Origin of the sequence: Lentzea sp. NPDC006480, from assembly GCF_040611995.1 — a bacterium.
Classification (GTDB): domain Bacteria; phylum Actinomycetota; class Actinomycetes; order Mycobacteriales; family Pseudonocardiaceae; genus Lentzea.
This window is the reverse complement of sequence record NZ_JBEXPJ010000059.1, coordinates 1-19,418: the sequence shown is the minus strand read 5'-3', so window position 1 is coordinate 19,418 and position 19,418 is coordinate 1. Positions and strand designations below refer to the sequence as shown.

Sequence of the window (19,418 nt, the reverse complement as noted above, 5' to 3'; positions counted from 1 at the left end):
ATCAGGCACGGCGCAGGCGCGGGCCGGTGCTCGCGCGGCCGGAGAGCTTCGGCGGCAACAGGGTCAGCGGTGCCGTCGGCCGGCCGTTCAACCTCGCGACGAGCAGCTCCATCGCCTGCCGTCCCAGCTCCTCCGCGGGCAGCTGCACCGAGGTGAGCTGCATCTGCTCGGCGAGCTCGTCCGGGCAGATCGCCACGACGGCCACGTCGTCGGGAACCCGGCGCCCCAGCGCGCGCAGGCTCGCCGCGACCCAGCCGAGCGCCGCCTCGTTGTGCACGACGAGCGCGGTCATCGCCGGCTGCGTGCGCAGCAACGAGCGCACCGAAGCCAGCACCGACTCGTAGTCGTCCTCGGCGGGCAGCACCGTGGACGCGATGCCCCGCCGCATGGCCGCCGCGCCGAACCCGGTCATCATGCGCTGCGCGTAGCCGGTGTTGCGCTGGTACACGACGCTCGGAGCGCCGAGGAACCCGATGTAGCGATGACCGAGGTCGGCCAGGTGGTCGACGCACCGCGCCCCGGCGGACTCGAAGTCGAGGTCCACACAGGTCAGTCCCTTGACCGCGGCGGGGCGTCCGATGAGGACGGACGGCTGTGCCATCTGCCGCAGCAGTGGCACCCGGTCGTCGTCCAGTTCGACGTCCATCACCAGGAAACCGTCGACCTGGGCACTGCCCGCCACCCGGCGCAGACCTTGGGCGCCTTGGTCCGCCGTCACCAGCAGCACGTCCATGTCGTGCCTGCGGGCGGTGGTGACCGCCGCCGTCACGAACCGCATCACGACGGGCAGGTGCACGCCGGGGCGCAACGGCAGCACCAGCGCCACCACGTTCGTCCTGCTCGTCGCGAGCGCCCTGGCACCGGCGTGCGGGTGGTAGCCCAGCAGCCGGATGCTCTCCCTGACCTTGGTGCGGGTCTGCGGTGAGATCGACCGCTTGCCCGTCAGCACGTACGAGACGGTGCTCGGCGCGACACCGGCATGCCTCGCCACATCCGCGATGGTGACCACGTTGGCACCTCCGTTCACATCGACGATCGACAGTCGAACCCGGTGCTCGCCAGCCGCGCGCCGGGCACGTCCTCCTTGGTCACCGAGGGTGAATCGAATCGCTTCGACCGGACTTCGTGAACGTGGCACGACTCACATGGGGCGTCAAGAAGGGGTGAGCCCGTTTCGACTTGTTCGACACTTTTTCTGTCGAATGGCGCGCCCGATTCGACGGTTCGCCTTGGAAAACGCTTTCCGCATTGTGCCGCAACACATTTGGGCCCTTGCATCACGTGCTGGAACGGTTCATCGTTGCCGCCGTGGATCTGCGACGATGCGTTCTGCTCCCGTTGGTGGTCACAGTCGTCCTCGATCGCGGGCTCGTCGCGGCAACGGCCAGCGACGGCGTGCACCTGAGCTGGCGCCAGCTCGCTCGTGGCGGACATCTTCGGCGACTGGGGCGAGGAACTCGTCCTGCGCCCGCCGGGCAGCACCGCGTTGCGCTACCACCTCAGCACGGAACCGGCCGGCCACAGATGTACACGCTCATGCATGACCGCCAGTACCGCGTCGAGGCCGCCCGCCGGCAGACCACCTACAACCAGCCGTCGCACCCGGGCTTCTACTTCGCCTCGGACGTCGACTGGACGCGCGTTCCCCTGCCCTCGCACCGGAAGGACGCACCGTGAAACTCCTGGTCGCAGCAACGGTCCTCGTCAGCAGCGTCGTCGTAACGCCCTCTGCCTCCGCCGCGAGCACCCCGACCGACCCGAACGTCAGGTACTTCGGTCGCTGGAACACGGCCACGTCGAGCGCCTACGTCTCCGAGTGGGCCGGCGCCTACCTCGCCGTCGGCTTCACCGGCCGGACGGTGAAGCTCAAGCAGCGCCGCGCGATCGACTTCTTCGTGAGCATCGACGGCGGTCCCGACGTGTCCTATGTGAACCGGACCGGCACGGCGAACCTCACCCCCACGCCATTGACCGCGGGCGACCACACCCTTCGCGTTTCCTACCGCCCGATCGCGGGCTCCTACAAGGGTGACGCGGTGTACCAGGGCATCGAAATCGACACCGGCGCGAAGACGTTCGCTCCCGCCGTGCCGTCGAAGATCATCGAGTTCGTCGGCGACTCCATCACCGTCGGCCAGCAGTCGTCGAAGCAGGCGCTCACGGCATACGGCTGGCTCACGGGCGAGAAGCTCAAGACCGGCCACACGCAGATCGCGGTGGGCGGCGCGTGCCTGCACCCGGCCGCTGACGGCTGCCTGAGCATGCGCGAAGGCTTCCTGCGCACCGGACTCGCGCTGGACGCGCCCGCGTGGAACTTCGGCCGGTACAAGGCGAACGCCGTCGTGATCAACCTCGGTACCAACGACGTCGGGCACGGCGTCACGAAGGACCAGTTCCGCGCTTCCTACGTGACGCTGCTGCAACGCGCCCGGCAGAAGTACCCGACCGCGGCGATCTTCGCGCTGGGCACGTTCCGCAAGCGGTTCCTGCCGGAGACGCAGGCGGCGGTCAGGGAGCTCAACGACAGCAACGCGTACTTCGTCGACACGACGGGCTGGATCGACGAGGCCACCGACACGACGGACAACGTGCACCCCAACGACCAGGGCCACCGCAAGATCGCCGACCGCCTCGCCCCGATCATCGCCGCGAAGATCTGGTAGACCGTCGCTTCTGACCTTTGGGGTAGAAGCGACGGTCTGCTGAACGGTTGCTTCCAAGGCGTTGGCCCTGCTGGCGTCTGGCGGGCGTGCAGCGCGACCTTGGAATCAACCGTCCAGAGGGCGAGGCGTCGGACGCGGTCAGGACTACAGCGTGACCGGTTTGCCGCCCAGCGTCACCAGCAACTTGCCGTCCGAGGCGAACGACCAGCCGAGGGCGCCGGTGTAGGAGGAACACCTCGATCCGTTGGTGCCGAGCCAGAACTGGTTCGAGCTGTCCGCGTTGCCGACGGTCTTGTCGTTGGCACCCTTGCTGCTGCGGCACGACGTGTTGCCGCGATACACCGTGCTGCCCGCGTCGAACGAGAAGTTGCGCTCGTCGTTGTCGATGCTGAGGTTGTTCGACACGGTCATGGCGCCGGGGTTGCGGTTGTACGTGAAGCCGTGCTTGCCGTTGTCGAACGCGATGGTGCGCCGGACGACGTGCGGCACGGCGATGTCCTCGCCGCCGAGCTTGAAGCCGTTGCGGTCGCCGTTGCCCGCCTGGCCGCCGTTGCTGAGCGTGCCGTTCCGGTACGACAGGGAGTCCTCGATGGTCACCGGGCCGATCGCGCCGGTGTCGGACTTGGTGTAGAGGTCCCAGCCGTCGTCGATGTTGTTGTGCGACACGGCGTACCGGAAGACGTTGCCGGAGCCGACGGTCAGCTTGGCGGCGAACCCGTCGGCGTCCTCGCCGTCGGAGTCGCGGTTGTCGTGGGACTCGGCGCTCAGCACGAGGTTGTTGGCCGGCCACTGACTCTTCGGCGTGCTGGACGCGATCCGCGAGAGCTGCAGGCCGGTGTCGCGGTTGTAACGGGTGACCGTGCGTTCGAGGATGTTGTTGCTGCCGCCCACGAAGATGCCGTTGTCGCCGGCGCGTTCCACGATCAGGCCGTAGACGTGCCAGTACGACCCGTTCACGGCCAGGCCGCGGTTGGCCGGGTCCTCGGTCTGCGCCGAGAAGTTCAGCACCGGCTTCTCGCCCTGGTAGGAGGTCAGCTTCTTGCGGGCGCTCGCCGTGCCGTTGTTGCCCGCGGCGATCGTGACCGTCTTGGCCAGGCCGTACGTGCCGCCGCGCACGAAGATCGTGCCGCCCGCCGCGATCCGGGTGATCGCCGAGGTCAGCGTGGTCGGGTCGGAGATCGTGCCGGTCGCGCCGTCACGTCCGGACGGCGACACGTACAGCACGCTGTCGGCAGCGGACGCGGGTAATGGCAACGCCAGGACGACGGCCAACGCCACACCTGTGGACTTCATCATTTTCTCCCTGAGTGCGAAAGGATTTCCGGGAGCGCTCCCAGGCAAGTTAACGCACCCACTTCAAGAAATGCAACGAAGCCCGAAAAGATTCACAACGGTGAAAAGCGTGCAATTCACAAATAGAAAACGACCCGGACCGCGGGCATGCCGAATCCGCGGACGGGCGCGTCCGCGGATTCGATCTTCAGTTGTTCCCCGCGGAGATCAGGGAGTGGCGAAGCTCGGGTGCGGTGGCTGGTTGTAGGCCGTGTTCTGCCACGCCACGGCTTCCCGGTACTGCCGGTCCTGCATCAGCGAGGGACGCCGGATCGACGTCGGTTCGGTGGTCGAGTAGATGCGCAGCGCCCGGCTGTCCGAGGTGCGCCAGATGACCTCCTCGCGCCAGTCGCCGAGGATGTCCGCCTGCAACGCCGGCGTGGACTTGGTGCCGTTGTTGGAGGCCACGCCCGACCCGGTGAGCAGCCGCGTGTCACCGTTGGGGCCGTACTTGTCGATCGTGGTGCCGTTCAACAGCTCGCGCTGCGCGTCGCCGTCCCACCAGATCACGAAGTTGGTCGAACCCGGCTTGCGGGCCGCGACCTGCGCCCCCGTCGTGGCGGACCTCAGTCCGCCGACCGCGGCCGACCACGCCTCGGCACCGGGGTTGCCCGCCCAGATGTCCGCGGCCACCGCCCGGCCGTTGTCGCAGCCGCACGACGGCGCGCTCCACAGGATCTGGCCGGTGCGGGCGTCCCCCATCCAGTCCGCGACCTCGTTCGTGTGCTCCGACGGCTTGAAGACCTCCAGGCCGGGGCGGGACGGGATGAAGTCGCCGACGTGCAGCGCGTCACCGTGGTGGGTGCCGTTCTGCCACAGGCCGCGCCCGTTGTCGTCGATCGCCATCGAGCCGTAGATGATCTCGTCGCGGCCGTCGGCGTCCACGTCGGCCACCGACAGCTGGTGGTTGCCCCTGCCCTCCCACGCCGAGCGGTTCGACTGGGACGCCGAGTCGAACGTCCAGCGCTGGGTCAGCTGGCCGTTCCGGAAGTCCCACGCCGAGATCACGCTGCGGGTGTAGTACCCGCGCGCCATCACGATGCTCGGCCGCGAACCGTCCAAATAGGCCGTTCCCGCCAGGAAGCGGTCGACCCGGTTGCCGTAGCTGTCGCCCCACGACGAGACGGTTCCTCGTGGTGGCACGTAGTTCTCGGTGTCGAGCACCGCGCCGTCCGTGCCGCGGAAGACCGACAGGAACTCCGGACCGGCCAGCACATAACCGTCGGCGTTGCGGTGGTCGGCGTTCGCGTTGCCGATCACCTGCCCGGTGCCCGACCGCGTGCCGTCCGCGGTCTTCACGGCGATCTCGGCCCTGCCGTCACCGTCGTAGTCGAAGACCTGGAACTGGGTGTAGTGCGCGCCCGCTCGGATGTTGCGGCCGAGGTCGATGCGCCACAACCGGGTGCCGTTGAGTTCGTACGCGTCCAGGTACACGTTGCCGGTGCGGCCCGCCTGCGAGTTGTCCTTGGCGTCCGCGGGATCCCACTTCAGGACGATCTCGTACTCACCGTCGCCGTCCAGGTCGCCGACCGACGCGTCGTTCGCCACGTAACCGGATCCCGGGCTCTGGATCGGCACGTCCTTGCTCGTCGCCAGGGTGCCGACGGATCGCGTGGCCGCCGATTCCACGCCTCCGCCCACCTGGCGCACCGAGTAGGACGCCGTCGCGGGCGCACCCGCGTCGAGATAGCTCGTCGCCGTCGTCACCGGCGCGCGGTTGACCTTCACCCCGTCGCGGTAGACGTCGAACGCCACGTCAGGAGCATCGGAGCCGAGCAGCCGCCACGACACGAAGTTGCCGTCGCCGTGGACCGACCGGATGCTGACGAGCCCGCGGTCCGCGGTGGCCGCCGGTTGCGCGACCGCGGGAACGCCGCCCGCGACCAGGATCGCCGCGAGGAGTGCCGACATCGTTGTCCGCTTCATCGCGCATCACCCGCCCGAGACCGAGCAGCTGTTGGTGGTGAAGTTCTCGCCACCACCGACAGCTCGCGTGAACTTGTTCATGGAGCTTTCCTTCCTGGAAATCGAAACGTTTCAACTCCAAGAACATTAGCGTCGAATTAATCGAATGCGGCGCGCACAATTCTTCGACCTGTGTTCGACGTGGGCGCCAGGGACTGTCAGACCCCGCCGCTAAAGTCGCAGGCACCACGACGGGTGCCCGGGAGGCCGGTTGATCACCATCAAGGACGTCGCCAAGCACGCGGGCGTCTCCGTCAGCACGGTGTCCTACGTGCTCAGCGGCAAGAGGCCGATCTCGACGACGACCTCGCAGCGCGTGCGCCGCAGCATCCACGAGCTGGGCTTCCACCCCAACGCCGGGGCGAGAGCACTGGCGAGCAGCCGCACGAACGTCCTGGCGCTCGTCGTTCCACTCCGGACGGACCTGAACCTGCCGGTGATCATGCGGTTCGTGTCGTCGATCGTCGCGGAGGCACGCGAGCACGACCACGACGTCCTGTTGCTCACCAAGGAGTCCGGCGCCGACGAGGTCCACCGGGTGATCGCGTCCGCGCGGGCGGACGCGGTGATCGTGATGGACGTCGAGGCACGCGACCCGCGCCTGCCGGCGCTGCGCGAGCTGGACGTGCCGGTGGTGCTGATCGGCGTGCCGGCCGACCCGGCCGGGCTCAGCTGTGTCGACCTCGACTTCACCACGAGCGGCGCGAGCACCGTCACGCACCTGGCCGACCTGGGGCATCGCTCGATCGGGTTCATCGGCTCACCGCCGTCCGTGTACGAACGCAAGACCGGCTATGCGACGCGGTTCCTGTCCGGCATCACCAAGACCGCGCGCAAGCGCCGCGTGACCGTCCACGTACATCCGTGCGCCCCGTCCTACACAGCCCTCAGCGCGAGCCTGGACGCTCTGCTGCGGCCCGAGCTCGGCATCACCGGGCTGGTGGTGCACAACGAGGCCGTCCTCGCCGACGTGGTGCTGGAGCTGCAGCGGCGGGACAAGCGGGTGCCGGAGGACATCTCCGTCATCGCGCTGTGCCCGGACACCCTCGCCGCCGCCCAGGCGGTGCCTCTCACGTCGATCGCGATCCCGGCGGACGAGGTCGGCGTGATCGCGGTGGAGATGCTGATGCGCGGGCTGGCGGGCGAGCAGCCGGCCGAGGTCAGGCTGCTCGCCCCTCAGCTCACCGATCGGGGCAGCACGGTCACGGCACCGAGCACGGCCGATCGTTGAGCATGAACGACACGGGGTTCGCGTTCGTCCCAGTCCAGCTCCCGGTGAACCCGAAACCGACGGTGGTGTTCGGCTTGATCTCCTTGTTGTAGCCCTGGTCGGTGACGGTCACCGCCGCACCGGTCTGGGTGAGCTTGCCGTTCCACAGCTGGTTGATCACCTGGCCGTTGGCGAACGACCACTTCACCGTCCAGCCGTTGACCGCCGTCGAACCGGTGTTGGTCACGTCGACGGCTGCCTGGAACCCGCCCTGCCACTGGTTCTGCACGGTGTACTTCACCGAACACCCGGTTCCGGGCTGGTTCGTGGTGGTCGTCGTGGTCGTGGTCGTTGTGGTCGTGGTGGTGGGCGGGGTTCCGGTCATCTCGCCGAGCACGATGCCGCGTCCGTTGGTGCCGAGGTAGACGCGGCCGTACACGCGCGGGTCTCCGGTGATGGCGTCGCCGATGTTGCCGTACTGGTGGCGGTCGTCGTTGATCCGCACCCAGCTCGCTCCCGCGTCGTCGGACCGGAAGACGCCTTTGACACCACCGGTTTCGCCGATCAGGTACAGCGCCGGGTAGGTCCGTCCCGCGGCTGCCTTGCCGAACCCGATGTTGAGCGAGTTCGCCACGCCGGTGACCTTCGCGAAGCTCGCACCGGAGTCCGTGGAGTGCCACAGCCCGCCCGTGCCCGCGAGCCAGATGTCGCCTTCCTTGCCTGCCACGGCTTTGAAGTGCGCGGAATCGGGCAGGCCGGTCGCGGCCGTCGCGGTGAAGCTCGCGCCGCCGTTGGCGCTCACGTAGAACTTCCCGGCGGAGAACCCGTAGAACTTCATCGGGTTGACGCGGTCCGACTCGACGACCGCGCCCGCCGGAATGCCGGTCGACGCCGTCCACGAGTTGCCGAAGCCGGTCGCGTGGTGCACCCCGGTACCCGCCGGGCTCCAGACGAACCTGCCGCCGTCGGCTGCCGCGGCCACCGTGCCGCCGCCGGTGACACCGCCCGGTTCCTGGCCCTGGAACCAGTTCGCGCCGCCGTCGGTCGAGAACGCCACGCGGTTGTCGTTGGGCCTGCTGGTCCTGTCGAAGTCACCGACCCGCACGATCGTCGCGGGGCTGAGCTCGGCGTAGTCCAGGCCGCGCGTCGACGTGAAGTACGGCTGGTTGAAGGTCCTGGCCGGTACCGCGTCCAGCCGGTCGTGCCGGAAGCCGCCGATGTCACCGAGTGCGCTGATCAACGGCGGCCCGGACGGTGGGCTGATCAGGTCCGTCACGGCGGTTTCCTCCAGTCCCGCGGCCATCGGCCTGATCGTGAACTGGGTGCCGCGGTCCCACGCGGTGAGGTCCATGGTGCCGTAGAGCGTGGCGCCCGTGCCGTACATCAGCCGGTCGGAGTTGAACGGGTCGATCTCTATCGACTCGGTCATCCAGCCGAGCTTCGGGGAGACCTCCGGCGGCGCGGGGTTCGCGCCGAGGTCGAGCCACGGCGACGCGCTGATGTCCATCCGGTAGCGGAAGCTGCGGTTCGGGTAGCTCGCCCAGTCCCAGACGCGCGTCCAGGTGGCGCCGTAGTCGGTGCTGCGGAAGAAGACCACGTCCGGCCACCACGCGATCTGCGTGGCGACCATGAGCGTGCCGGGCTTCTTGCGGTCGACGGTCAGGCCGCTGTAGCCGAACGTGTTGTCGGTGCTGGTCGACGGCACCGGGCTGATCCGCGTCCAGGCGCCCGTCGCGGTGTTCAGCTTCCAGACGTCACCCTTGGCGCCGTCGTACGGGCCGCCGGTGTCGCTGGTGGCGAGGTAGAGCGTGTCACCCTGGAGAACTCCCTTGTGCGGCAGGAAACCTGTTGGTTGCCCGGCCACGCGTTCCCACGTCGTGCCGCCGTTGCTGCTGCGGTAGACGTTGTTCTCCTTGTCCGCGACGCCCACGTAGATCGTCTGGGTGGCCGTCGAAGCGTTTCCGGTGCGCGGGTCGAACGTCACCCACAACACTCCCTGGTTGTCGTTGAGATACCCGTTGGGGTCGTTGGGATCCTGGGCGTAGTTGCCGGGGTTCGGGAACGCGGTGACCCTGCTCCACGTGGCACCGAAGTCGGTGCTGCGCCACAGGCCGTTGCCGCTCGGCGCGCCGAAGTACAGGACGTTGTCGCGGTTCGGGTCGATCGCGAGCCGCTCCCCCATGCCGCGGCCGGGCATGTTGCCGCCGATCTTGAACGGCAGCGGCGTGGTCTGCCAGGTGGTGCCGCGGTCGGTGGAACGCAGGATCGCGCCGTTGTTGGGGTCCCAGCTGTTGGTGTACATGCCCGCCGCGACGTACACGCGGTTCGGGTCGACGGCGTCGGTCGCGAGGCTCGCGACGCCGTTCAGCCCCCAGTTGTCGAGGCCCACGTGGTCGAGCAGCGGGATCCATCTGCTGGTCTGCGGGTTCAGCCGGTACGCGCCGCCGATGTCCGTGCGCGCGTAGACCAGGTTCGGTTCGCTCTGGTTGAACACGATGCCGGGCACGAACCCGCCACCGGCGATCTCGACGTTGCCCCACGAGTAGGTCTCGGCCGCCGCCGGACTCGCGCTCGTCGTGTGTGCCACCACGACGAGCGCAGCCGTCGTCACCACTGCCAATGCGCCTGCGAGAGCTCTCCGCATGAGAATCCCTTCACGCCGATTTCCGCGATGGTCGCCCTCACGCGCGCAGAAGTTCAAACAGGGCTCAGGTTTCGACTCGATTCGACTTCGCGAACACCTCTATTTCGCCGAGCGTCAGATAGCCGGACGGTTTCGCGGTCAGCACGACGCGGACCGCGGTCGCCGGAGGTGCCGGGTTCAGCACGACTTCGGTCCTCGGTGCGGTCACCTCGATCTCGGCGCTCGAATCGACCCACGTGCCGTCGATCCCGCGCACCTGCACCTTGACGCTCTGGGCGATTCCTCCGTCGCCATCGCGGTGGGAATGCACGGCGATCTTCGTGAGATCACGGGCTTTCGGGAAGGTGAACGTGATCGTGTCGGACGGGTTCTTGGTGCCGGACTTCCAGTTCGACCACGCCTTTTCGTCGGTGACGCCGTTGCGCAGTCGTTCCGCGGAGTAGCCGGGCTCGGTGTAGGTCGCGGCGACCGCCGCGTCCGCCGCCACGTTGACCTCGACGGGCTCGGTGACCTCCACGACCGCCGTGGCCGCGACCGTGCTGCCGTCGACGACCTGGGCGCGTCCGCTCACGGTCACCGTGCCGATCCGGTCGAACACCCCGGCGTCCCACGTGACCGGTAGTTGGGCTGTGCCACCGCGTTTGCCGATCCCCGTGACGGTGGCGGGAAGATCCGGCCGTCCGCCGACGTAGGTGCCGGCACGTGCCGGAATCGTCGAGGTGATCGTGTCGACGGTGACCACGGCCAGCGCGTCCAGCTTGTGCCCCAGCGGATCCGTCGCGGTGCCGCGCACCCGGACCGTGCCGGGCTGGTTCCACCGCGAGTCGGCCGGCAGGTCCCACACCACCGGCAGAGTGCCTCGCGGGCCATCGCGGTAGACCGGCGTCACGGTGTTCGGCAGCACGGGACGCAGCTTCGGAACCGTGAAGACAGCGGCGTCTCGGGTCCGCAGCACGGTCTCGTCGGTCACGGTCCACCGCTGGCTCGCCCCCGATGTCGGAGTCTTCGCCTGGACGGCCTCGCCGGTCGCGTCGATCAACGCACCCGTGGCCGCGTTGACGAACGTCCAGCTGCCGTCACCGGTCGTGGACATGATCCACTCCGCAGCGGTGTCCTCGGCGGACTGCAACACCACCGCCTCACCACTGGCGGCGAGCCTGGTGCCGGACACCGCGTTGACGATCTCGTAGCGCTCGCGGTTCCCGTTGCCACGGCTGAGCTTGCGCACGGACCACAGCTGCCGTCCACTGGTGACATCGGTCGTGCGGGCGACCGCGCGGGACCAGTCGTCGGACGGTTGCAGCGACTTCTCGCCCATGGCCAGCCGGTACACGTGACCGGACTGGACCAGGGCAGCGTCCTGGGAAACCCCGGACACACCGCTGACCTCGAACGTGGTGACCGACTTCGCCGGTACGGCGAGCGTCGCCGCCCCACTGGAGACCCTGACCGGCTTACCGCGCACCAGAGCGCCATCCGCGCTGGTCACCACCGGCGTGACCCGCGCGTTCGTCGAAACGTTTCGGAACCGGGTGAGGTCGAGGGTGACCGCGCGGGCCGCTGAGCCGTTGTTGACGTGCACGACGCTGACCCCCTGGTCGAAACGCTTCACCGCGGCCACCGTCGACGGGTCGTCGGTCTTGACGAACCTGTCTCCCGGCCGGACGAAGTGGGTGAAGTTGCGGATGGTGTCGAACTTGGAGTTGGTCTTGATCGGACAGGTCTCGGCGGTGTCGGTCGCCTTGCAGTTGAACGGGATGTGGATGCTGCCCCAGTTCTTGCCCGCGGCCTGCTGCGGGATCGCGTCCTCGATCGGCTGCCAGAACACCCACGCCGACGGTTCGAGCTCGCGGATGTCCTCCAGCATCCTGGTCGCCATGCCCAGGCCGGGTTCCATGCCCGTGTAGTCGGTGGTGCCGTTGCCCCAGGTGCCCTCGACCTCGCTCATCCAGAGCTTCTCGCCGGCACCCTTGGCGATGTCACGGGCGCTGGTCCGCTGGCCGGTGCCGTAGGTGTGGACGTTGAGCTGGTCGATCACGTCCCGCGCCGGTCCGTAGCCGTTCCAGTTGCGCACGAACGTACCCGGGTTGGTTTCGTCCATTGCGGACACTTTGGTCTTCGACTTCAACCGGTCGAGTGCCCGCCGCGCCGCGAGCAGAACCTCCTGCTGCAGCTCCGGCCCGGCGTGGGCGCCCTCCTGCCGTCCACCGGTCGGCTGGCCGTCGGCGCCGAGCTGCGTGCCCCAGTAGTTCGTGTTGGGCTCGTTCAGGGGCGCGAGCGTGTCGAACTTGATGCCGTGCGCGCGTTCCAGCTGCTGCGTCACGCGTGCGAGGTAGGTGGCGAAGTCGTCGACGCGGTCCCGGCGGATCTGGTCGGTGTTCGCGTCGAACCCGCCCGAGACGTACCCGCTGACGGTCTGGAACCACGGAGGTGAGTTGCTGAACGCCTCCCACTTCGTGACCTTGCGCTTGACCTGGTCGACCCACCAGCGCTGGTTGGCGTCCGCGCCGAAGTTCCAGTGGTCGGGGTTCTCAGCGTTCCACCAGTCCACGTCGGCGTGCGTCGTGCCGGGCGGAGCCTTCCAGAAGCCCTCCATCGTCGCGCCGACCTTCATGTAGTCCTTGCGGACGTCCGGCGCGTTGCCGCCGCCGATGTTGTAGCGCGCGATGTTCAGCCGCAGCCCGTCCTCACCGAACAGCATGTCGACGAGCCGTCGGCGGATGGGATCCGGATAGCCGCCGGTGACGTTGGCCATCCACACCAGGCTCGTGCCCCAGCCCTCGAACTCGGGCTGCCGGTAGGACGGGTCGACGCGGACCGTGACCCCGTTGTGCGGCGGAGGATCCGCGCTCGCCGTTCTCGCGGTGGTGAGCCCGGCCACGACGAGGACAAGTGCCAGCAGGAGTCTCGCCACGTCAGCCCCCCAGCCGGAAGTCGGCGACGCGGATCGGCGACGGCGTGCTGCCGGTCGAGGTCTGCTGGTACTGCACCGACAGAATCCCTTGCGACGCAACACGGGACGTGTCGACGTTGACCTCGCCGAACGCCTGCAGCGACGGACGGTCGAACACCGTCGTCCAGTCGGTCCACCCACTTGCCCTGCTCGCCGCCACGATCTTGCCGCGCGGCATCACCAGGTACGCGTTGTCGTTGCGGTCGAGCACGATCTTGGTGCGCTGCGTGTGGTTCGGCGCGACCGGGACCTCCATCTTGGTCCACTTGCCGTCCGCGCCCCGGAAGACGTGGAACGTGCGGCCGTACTGCGCGCGCTGCTGGGCGTAGTTCGAGACGCACTGGGTGAAGCGGCCGGGCACGTAGCTGATCACCACGTGCGGCCGGCCGTTCGTGTCCACCGCCTGGCTCTCCTGGTTCATCAGGCCGTGGTTCGGGTCGAGCGGATCCGCCACCAGTCCCGGTGACGTGACGCCGACCGGCATGCCACCGGTCGTGCCGACAACGGTTCCCGCACCGTTGCGCCACGTCCGGCCGCGATCGTCGCTGTAGACGTAGCCGGTGTCGTGGTTGGTGAGCCCGCCCGAGTTGCAGAGCACGCCGGAGTTGCCTTCACGCCAGGTGAAAGCGGCGTGCAACCGTCCACTTCGGTCATAGCTGAGCCCGTGCAGGTACATGTTCCGCGTGGTCGACACGACCCCGTTCGGTCCCGTGTACTCACCCGTCGCGGACGACCAGCCGCCGAGCTTGCGCCACGAGCCGCCTGTGTACTCGGCGAGCTCGTTGACGCCGTTGCCGGAACCGCCGGTGCGATAGCTGAACTGGAGCCTGCCCTCCGGCGTCACCAGGAACTGCGGGTAGGTCATGGATCCGAGCTCGACGCTCCCGAGCGTCCGCTGCACCTCGCCGAACGACTCGGCGTTCCACCGTTGCGCGCCGATCGCGAGGCCCGGCTTGGAGCGGAAGTAGAACAAGCGCGTGTTGTGCGTGTCCATCGCGACGTGGATCGTGTTGTCCTGCGGGGAAATCCCCAGCGAGATCACGTTGTGCGAGTCGTCGACGCCGAGCTGGTGCGGCAGGACCACGGTCTCCCACTTGGTGCTGCCGATGCTGCGGCGCGCGATCACGGCGTTGCGGCTCGCGGTGTACCACGTGGCGTACTGATGTCCCTGGTAGGTCACGATCGCGTCCTGCTGGAACGAGTTGTTGTTCACCAACCCGTCGTAGGAGACGAAGTACAGCGCCGACGGATCGAGCAGCGAGTCGCCCACGAGGCTCACGCCCGGTGCCGCCTGCGCGGTCCCCGGCACGGACAGAGAAGCGGCGGCGACTGCCGCGGTCAGCAGATGAGCGAACGTCCTGGCCATGACCGGGGAGCGTGCTGTCGAACAAAATCGAACGCAAGGGACAGATCATTCGATAACAGCGCCGGGGTGTGAACGGGTCGGACCTCGTGGCCCCTTGTCGCTCTCCTGCACCAACTGTTCACTTGTGTGCACTTCTGTCTGAACATGGAGGTTCAGCGTGCGGCGCGCGATTGTTCTTGCGACAGTCCTGTTGGTTGCGGCAGGTTCGATGACACCGATCGCCGCCGCCGTCGATCCCCCGCCTGACGTTCACACGTACCTCGAAGATCCGCGCCGGGTCGAAGAAGGGCAGGAGCCGCACCACGCGTTGCTCGACCAGCAGCCGGGCTTCACGAAGACGCTCGACGGCAAGTGGCGCATCGCCATGGCGGACAAGCCTTCCGAGGTGCCCGCGCGGTTCTACGCCGAGGACTACGACACTTCGAGCTGGCGCACGGTGAACGTGCCGCACACCTGGCAGACCGACGGACTGGACCACCCGATCTTCCGCAACATCGCGACCGAGGTGCAGCCGGACGACCCGCCCCACGTCCCGCGCGACATCAACCCGACCGGTGCGTACGTCCGCGACTTCGACGTACCGGCCAGCTGGGCGAAGCGCGAGACGTTCCTGCGCTTCGAGGGTGTGACGTCCGCGTACTTCGTGTGGGTCAACGGGAAGTACATCGGTTACGACCAGGGCGGTTACACGCCGGCCGAGTTCGACATCTCCCCCGCGCTCCGGCCCGGCCGCAACAAGATCGCCGTGCAGGTGCACCGCTGGAGCGCCGGTTCCTACCTGGAGGACTACGACCAGTGGCGGTACTCGGGCATCTTCCGCTCGGTCTCGCTGTACTCGACGCCCACGACGTTCATCCAGGACGTAACGCTGAAGACCGACCTCGACGCGACCTACACCGACGCGACGCTGACCGCGGACGTCGAGCTCGGCCACAACCCTCAAGGCACCCAGCGGATCAACGCCATCCTGCGTGACGCGAGGGGCGGGGAAGCCGGTTCGACGAGCACGGAAACCACTGGCAGCACGGCACGTCTGACGCTGCCGGTGCGCAACCCGGCCAAGTGGACCGACGAGACGCCGAACCTCTACACCGTCGTGCTGACGCTCACCGCGCCCGACGGCACCAAGCACGTCGTCAGCGACACCACCGGCTTCCGGAAGATCGAGATCAAGGACAGGACCTTGCTCGTCAACGGGAAACGCGTGCTGTTCAAGGGCGTCAACCGCGCCGAGACCGACCCCGAGCACGGCCGGCACGTGCCCCGCGAGGCGCAGGAACGCGACGTCGCGCTGATGGAGCAGCTCAACGTCAACGCCGTCCGCACCTCGCACTACCCGAGCGACCCGTACTTCTACGACCTCGCGGACGAGCACGGCATCTGGATCGACGACGAGGTCGACATCGAGACGCACAACCACGAGAACTGCGGCCGGTGGTGCGAGGCGAACCAGCCGGAGTGGCGCGACGCGTTCATGGACCGCATGATCGCCATGGTCGAGCGCGACAAGAACCACCCGAGCGTCTTCATGTGGGACACCGGCAACGAGGCCGGGCTCGGCGCGCACCACTACGAGATGGCGAAGTGGGTCAAGGCCGACGACCCGTCCCGCCCGGTCTACCACCAGTCGAACAATCCGGACGGCGACGCGCCGTTCGCCGACGTGTGGGGGCCGCGCTACCCGTCGCCGGAGCGGTTCGCGGAGCAGGCGAAGAGCACGACCAAACCGTTGATCTTCGGTGAGTACGCGCACGCGATGGGCAACAGCCTCGGCAACTTCCGCGAGTTCTGGGAGATCATCCGCGCCAACCCGCAGACGCAGGGCGGGTTCATCTGGGACTGGGCCGAGCAGAACATCAAGCGGAAGACGCGCCTCACCCCCGACTCGTCGGGCAACGACATCGCCGCGCTGCTCTCCGGTGCGCCGAAACTCGTCGACGGGCATCGCGGCAAGGCGTTGTCGTTGTCGGGACTGGACGACTTCGTGGAGGTCTACCGCGACCGCAAGCTCGACATCACCGGCACGGCGCTCACGCTGGACGCCTGGGTGAAGCCGGGCAGGTGGACCGGGCAGTTCCCGATCATCGCCAAGGGCGACCACCAGTGGACGCTCAAGATGAAGAACGAGACGACGCTCGAGTTCTTCATCCACAGCGGCACGTGGCGCGCGGTGCAGGCGAAGGTGCCCGCCGACTTCTACGGCAACTGGCACCGGGTCAGCGGCACCTACGACGGCACCGCGGTGAAGCTGTACATCGACGGCGCCGAGGTCGGCAGCCTGCCTTTCACCGGCGCGATCGACTACTCGGCGGCCGACGTGAACATCGGCCGCGACTTCGAGATGTCGTGGAACGACCCGTCGACCGTCGGGCGGCTCGCCAGCGGTGATGTCGACGACGTGCGGATCTACGACCGGGCGCTGTCGGCCGCCGAGCTGACCGCTTCGACGCCGGCCGGTGGTGCGGTGCTGGCGCTGGACTTCGACCGCGTGCAGGAGAAGGGCACGCACTTCGCGTACGGGTCGACCCTGTCCGGTGTGGACGGTCTGATCAGCACCGACCGGACGCTCCAGCCCGAGACCACGCAGCTGGCGTGGGTGCACCAGCCGATCCGGTACGCCTACGCCGGTGGTGTGCTGTCGGTGACCAACGAGCGGCAGTTCACCGGCACCGACGACCTCACGCTGCGATGGCGGGTCACCGAGGGTTCGCGGACGGTCAGGAGCGGTGAGCAGCCCCTGCGGGTCGGAAGCGCTTCGACTGCGCAGATCACCCTGCCCGTGCCGGCCAACGAGGCCGGCCGCGAACGGTTCCTGACCGTCGAAGCGGTTACGTCTGACCACGTGCTCGCCCACGACCAGTTCTCGCTGGGCGGCGAGCGGGTTCCCGGACTGGACAAGGCGCCGCTCGACTGGGGTCTGGTCTTCACCCAGGAGGACGCCGCCAAGGTCACGGCGACCGCGGCCGGCGCCACCTACACGGTCGACAAGAAGAGCGGTGTGCTGACGTCGATCAAGTCGTGGGGCCGGGAACTGCTCGCCGGCGGGCCGAAGCTCGACGCGTGGCGAGCGCCGATCAGCAACGAGACCTACACGTGGGGCCGCGCCGAGGGCGAGGACTGGCGCAAGGCGGGCCTCGACCGGCTGGAGACGACCGTCACCGGTGTGCGGATGGAGAAGGACGGCCTGAAGGCCACGCGGATCGTCGTCGACAGCAAGGTCGCCGCGCCCGGTGTCAGCGGGGCGTGGTTCGACCAGACGATGGTCTACGCCGTGGACTCGTCCGGTGTGCTGCGGCTCGGGCATCGGGTGACGCCGCAGGGCTCGATGCGGACGCTGCCGTACCTGCCGCGCATCGGCGTCCAGCTGTCCGTGCCCGACCGTTACTCCGAGTTCTCCTGGTACGGCCGGAAGGCGGAGAGTTACGTCGACCGCAAGGACGGCACGCCGATCGGGGTCCACTCCAGCTCGGTGGCCGACCAGTACGTCGAGTACCACCGCCCGCAGGACCACGGCAACCACACCGACACCCGGTGGGCGTTGCTCACCGACGGCCGCACGTCCGGCCTGCTGGTGTCGGGCGCCCCCGAGGTCAGCGTGACGCAGTACGACGACATCGAGCGCGCCGCGTACCCGTTCATGCTGCAGCGCAACAAGGGCTACTTCACGCTGCACGCCGACCACGCGGTGACCGGTGTCGGTGACACGCCGAACCCGGTGCGGCAGCGCAACCAGGTCCGTCCCGACAGCACCTACGAATACACGATCACCATGCGGCCGTTGACGTCGCAGGAGGCCTGGTCGGGCAAACCGGCGGGAGCCTGACCGGACGAGGTGGCCCCGGTGCTCACCGGGGCCACCTCCTAAAACGATAATCGTTGTCATGTAGGCTGCGAGCCATGGCAGCGCGGGTCGTGTTGGTAGCGGGGTTCACCCACCACGAGGTGGCCGACGAGCTCTGGCGTGCGTCACCGGAGTCGGTGCTGGTCAGGCATGATCTGAGCAGTCTGGCCGACGGCGTGGTGCGGCGCTGGACGGACGGCGTCCTCACCGTGCTCGAACTGGCGCACGGTTGTGTGTCCTGCACCCTGCGCCTGGATCTCATCCCCCTGCTCGAACGGCTGGACGGCCGGGTGATCGTGCACCTGGATCCCGTGCTCGAACCGGAGGCCGTCTGCTTCGCGCTGAGCGAGACCGAGGTGCGGGTCGAGGCGGTCGTCACGGTGATCGACAGCGCCACCTGGCTGAGCGACGCGACCGGCGCGGACTCGCTGGCCGACCGGGGAATGGGCGCTGCCGAGGGAGACGAGCGGACCGTCGCGCAAGTGGTGGTCGGCCAGGCGGAGGTCGCCGACGCACTGGTGCTGATCGGGGCGGACCCGGAGCTCGCGGCCGTGCTCGACCGGCTCACTCCCCTTGCGCCACGCCAGGAACTGGCCGGGCTGGACGTGACGGCGTTGCTCGCGGCGGTGCCGGCCGGCTCTCGTCGCGGCCGGATCGACGACGGCTTCGAACCCCTGTTGCACGGGCAGCCCCCGCTGGAGCCGGCGCACGGGGTGTCGGTCGTCCACTTCACCGAACGACGCCCGTTCCACCCCGCGCGCCTGCACCAGGCGATCGACGTCCTGCTCGACGGCGTGGTGCGCACGCGCGGCCGGGTGTGGGTCGCGAGCCAGCCCGATGCGGCGCTGTGGCTCGAGTCCGCGGGCGGCGGCCTGCGGGTGGGCAACCTCGGGCCCTGGCTCGCGGCGACCGACGACTGGACAGAGGCCGGCGCGAACCGGTGTGCGGCCGCGTCGCTGATGTGGGACCCGTACTACGGAGACCGCAACCAGGAGCTCGTCGTGATCACCAGCTCGGCCGACCCCGGCCGGATCACCGACGCCCTGCGCACCGCGCTCGTGACCGACGAGGAGCTGGCGCTGATCGCCGAGCTCGACTTCGCCGACCCCTTCGCCGACTGGCACGAGGAGATGGAACTCTGATGCGCACCCCGGTGACCGTGCTGTCCGGCTTTCTCGGCTCGGGCAAGACCACCCTGCTCAACCACGTGCTCGCCAACCGCCAAGGCAGGCGGGTGGCGGTGATCGTGAACGACATGAGCGAGGTGAACATCGACGCCGCGCTGGTCGCCGGCCAGGGCACGCTCGACCGCACCACCGAGCGGCTGGTCGAGCTCACCAACGGCTGCATCTGCTGCACGTTGCGGGAGGACCTGCTCGACAGCGTCGGTGAGCTGGCGCGATCGAACCGCTTCGACACGATCCTCGTCGAGTCCACGGGCATC

Annotated in this window: 12 protein-coding genes; 6 read left to right on the top strand and 6 right to left on the bottom strand. The window is 68.4% G+C overall.

Annotation, left to right across the window (positions count from 1 at the left end; translation table 11 throughout):
- Nucleotide 1 precedes the first annotated feature (1 nt).
- Entirely contained in the window at nucleotides 2-1,009 is a 1,008-nt protein-coding gene (locus tag ABZX92_RS23160) for a LacI family DNA-binding transcriptional regulator (protein ID WP_355562892.1), read from the bottom strand.
- A gap of 299 nt (nucleotides 1,010-1,308) precedes the next feature.
- Between ABZX92_RS23160 and ABZX92_RS23155 the strand changes: the two genes are divergently transcribed.
- Together ABZX92_RS23155 and ABZX92_RS23150 are read left to right on the top strand one after the other, a co-directional pair.
- A complete protein-coding gene (locus ABZX92_RS23155) occupies nucleotides 1,309-1,677 on the top strand; it encodes a hypothetical protein (protein WP_355562889.1) in 369 nt (122 codons plus the stop codon).
- The gene (locus ABZX92_RS23150; protein ID WP_355562886.1) at nucleotides 1,674-2,663 is read left to right on the top strand and encodes a GDSL-type esterase/lipase family protein; all 990 of its coding nucleotides are present in this window, start codon (nucleotides 1,674-1,676) and stop codon (nucleotides 2,661-2,663) included. The genes ABZX92_RS23155 and ABZX92_RS23150 overlap by 4 nt, the downstream gene beginning before the upstream one ends.
- A 144-nt stretch (nucleotides 2,664-2,807) precedes the next feature.
- On the opposite strand, the gene ABZX92_RS23145 is transcribed toward ABZX92_RS23150, so the two are convergent.
- Nucleotides 2,808-3,956 carry a right-handed parallel beta-helix repeat-containing protein gene (locus ABZX92_RS23145; RefSeq protein ID WP_355562884.1) on the bottom strand — a complete coding sequence of 383 codons (1,149 nt, stop codon included), beginning with the start codon at nucleotides 3,954-3,956 and terminating at the stop codon, nucleotides 2,808-2,810.
- Nucleotides 3,957-4,163: 207 nt separating this feature from the next.
- Complete coding sequence (locus ABZX92_RS23140) at nucleotides 4,164-5,921, bottom strand: rhamnogalacturonan lyase (RefSeq protein ID WP_355562881.1); 1,758 nt, start codon at nucleotides 5,919-5,921, stop codon at nucleotides 4,164-4,166.
- 250 nt (nucleotides 5,922-6,171) lie between these two features.
- On the opposite strand from ABZX92_RS23140, the gene ABZX92_RS23135 reads away from it, so the two are divergent.
- On the top strand, nucleotides 6,172-7,191 hold the full coding sequence (locus ABZX92_RS23135) for a LacI family DNA-binding transcriptional regulator (protein WP_355562879.1): 1,020 nt from the start codon (nucleotides 6,172-6,174) through the stop codon (nucleotides 7,189-7,191).
- On the opposite strand, the gene ABZX92_RS23130 is transcribed toward ABZX92_RS23135, so the two are convergent.
- The 3 genes from ABZX92_RS23130 to ABZX92_RS23120 form a co-directional block, all read right to left on the bottom strand.
- Nucleotides 7,163-9,814: a cellulose binding domain-containing protein gene (locus tag ABZX92_RS23130; protein WP_355562876.1), complete on the bottom strand. Its 2,652-nt coding sequence runs from the start codon at nucleotides 9,812-9,814 to the stop codon at nucleotides 7,163-7,165. The genes ABZX92_RS23135 and ABZX92_RS23130 overlap by 29 nt on opposite strands.
- A gap of 64 nt (nucleotides 9,815-9,878) precedes the next feature.
- On the bottom strand, nucleotides 9,879-12,728 hold the full coding sequence (locus ABZX92_RS23125; RefSeq protein ID WP_355562873.1) for a glycoside hydrolase: 2,850 nt from the start codon (nucleotides 12,726-12,728) through the stop codon (nucleotides 9,879-9,881).
- Between the two features lies 1 nt (nucleotide 12,729).
- Nucleotides 12,730-14,133, bottom strand: a complete 1,404-nt coding sequence (locus ABZX92_RS23120; protein WP_355562870.1) for a BNR repeat-containing protein — start codon at nucleotides 14,131-14,133, stop codon at nucleotides 12,730-12,732.
- A 208-nt stretch (nucleotides 14,134-14,341) separates the two neighbouring features.
- On the opposite strand from ABZX92_RS23120, the gene ABZX92_RS23115 reads away from it, so the two are divergent.
- The 3 genes from ABZX92_RS23115 to ABZX92_RS23105 form a co-directional block, all read left to right on the top strand.
- Nucleotides 14,342-17,956: a glycoside hydrolase family 2 TIM barrel-domain containing protein gene (locus ABZX92_RS23115; protein ID WP_355562868.1), complete on the top strand. Its 3,615-nt coding sequence runs from the start codon at nucleotides 14,342-14,344 to the stop codon at nucleotides 17,954-17,956.
- Nucleotides 17,957-18,030: 74 nt separating this feature from the next.
- Nucleotides 18,031-19,116 (top strand): GTP-binding protein, encoded by a 1,086-nt coding sequence (locus ABZX92_RS23110; RefSeq protein WP_355562865.1) that lies wholly within the window; start codon nucleotides 18,031-18,033, stop codon nucleotides 19,114-19,116.
- A partial coding sequence (locus tag ABZX92_RS23105) for a GTP-binding protein (RefSeq protein WP_355562862.1) occupies nucleotides 19,116-19,418 on the top strand: 303 nt, incomplete at its 3' end. The genes ABZX92_RS23110 and ABZX92_RS23105, both read left to right, overlap by 1 nt.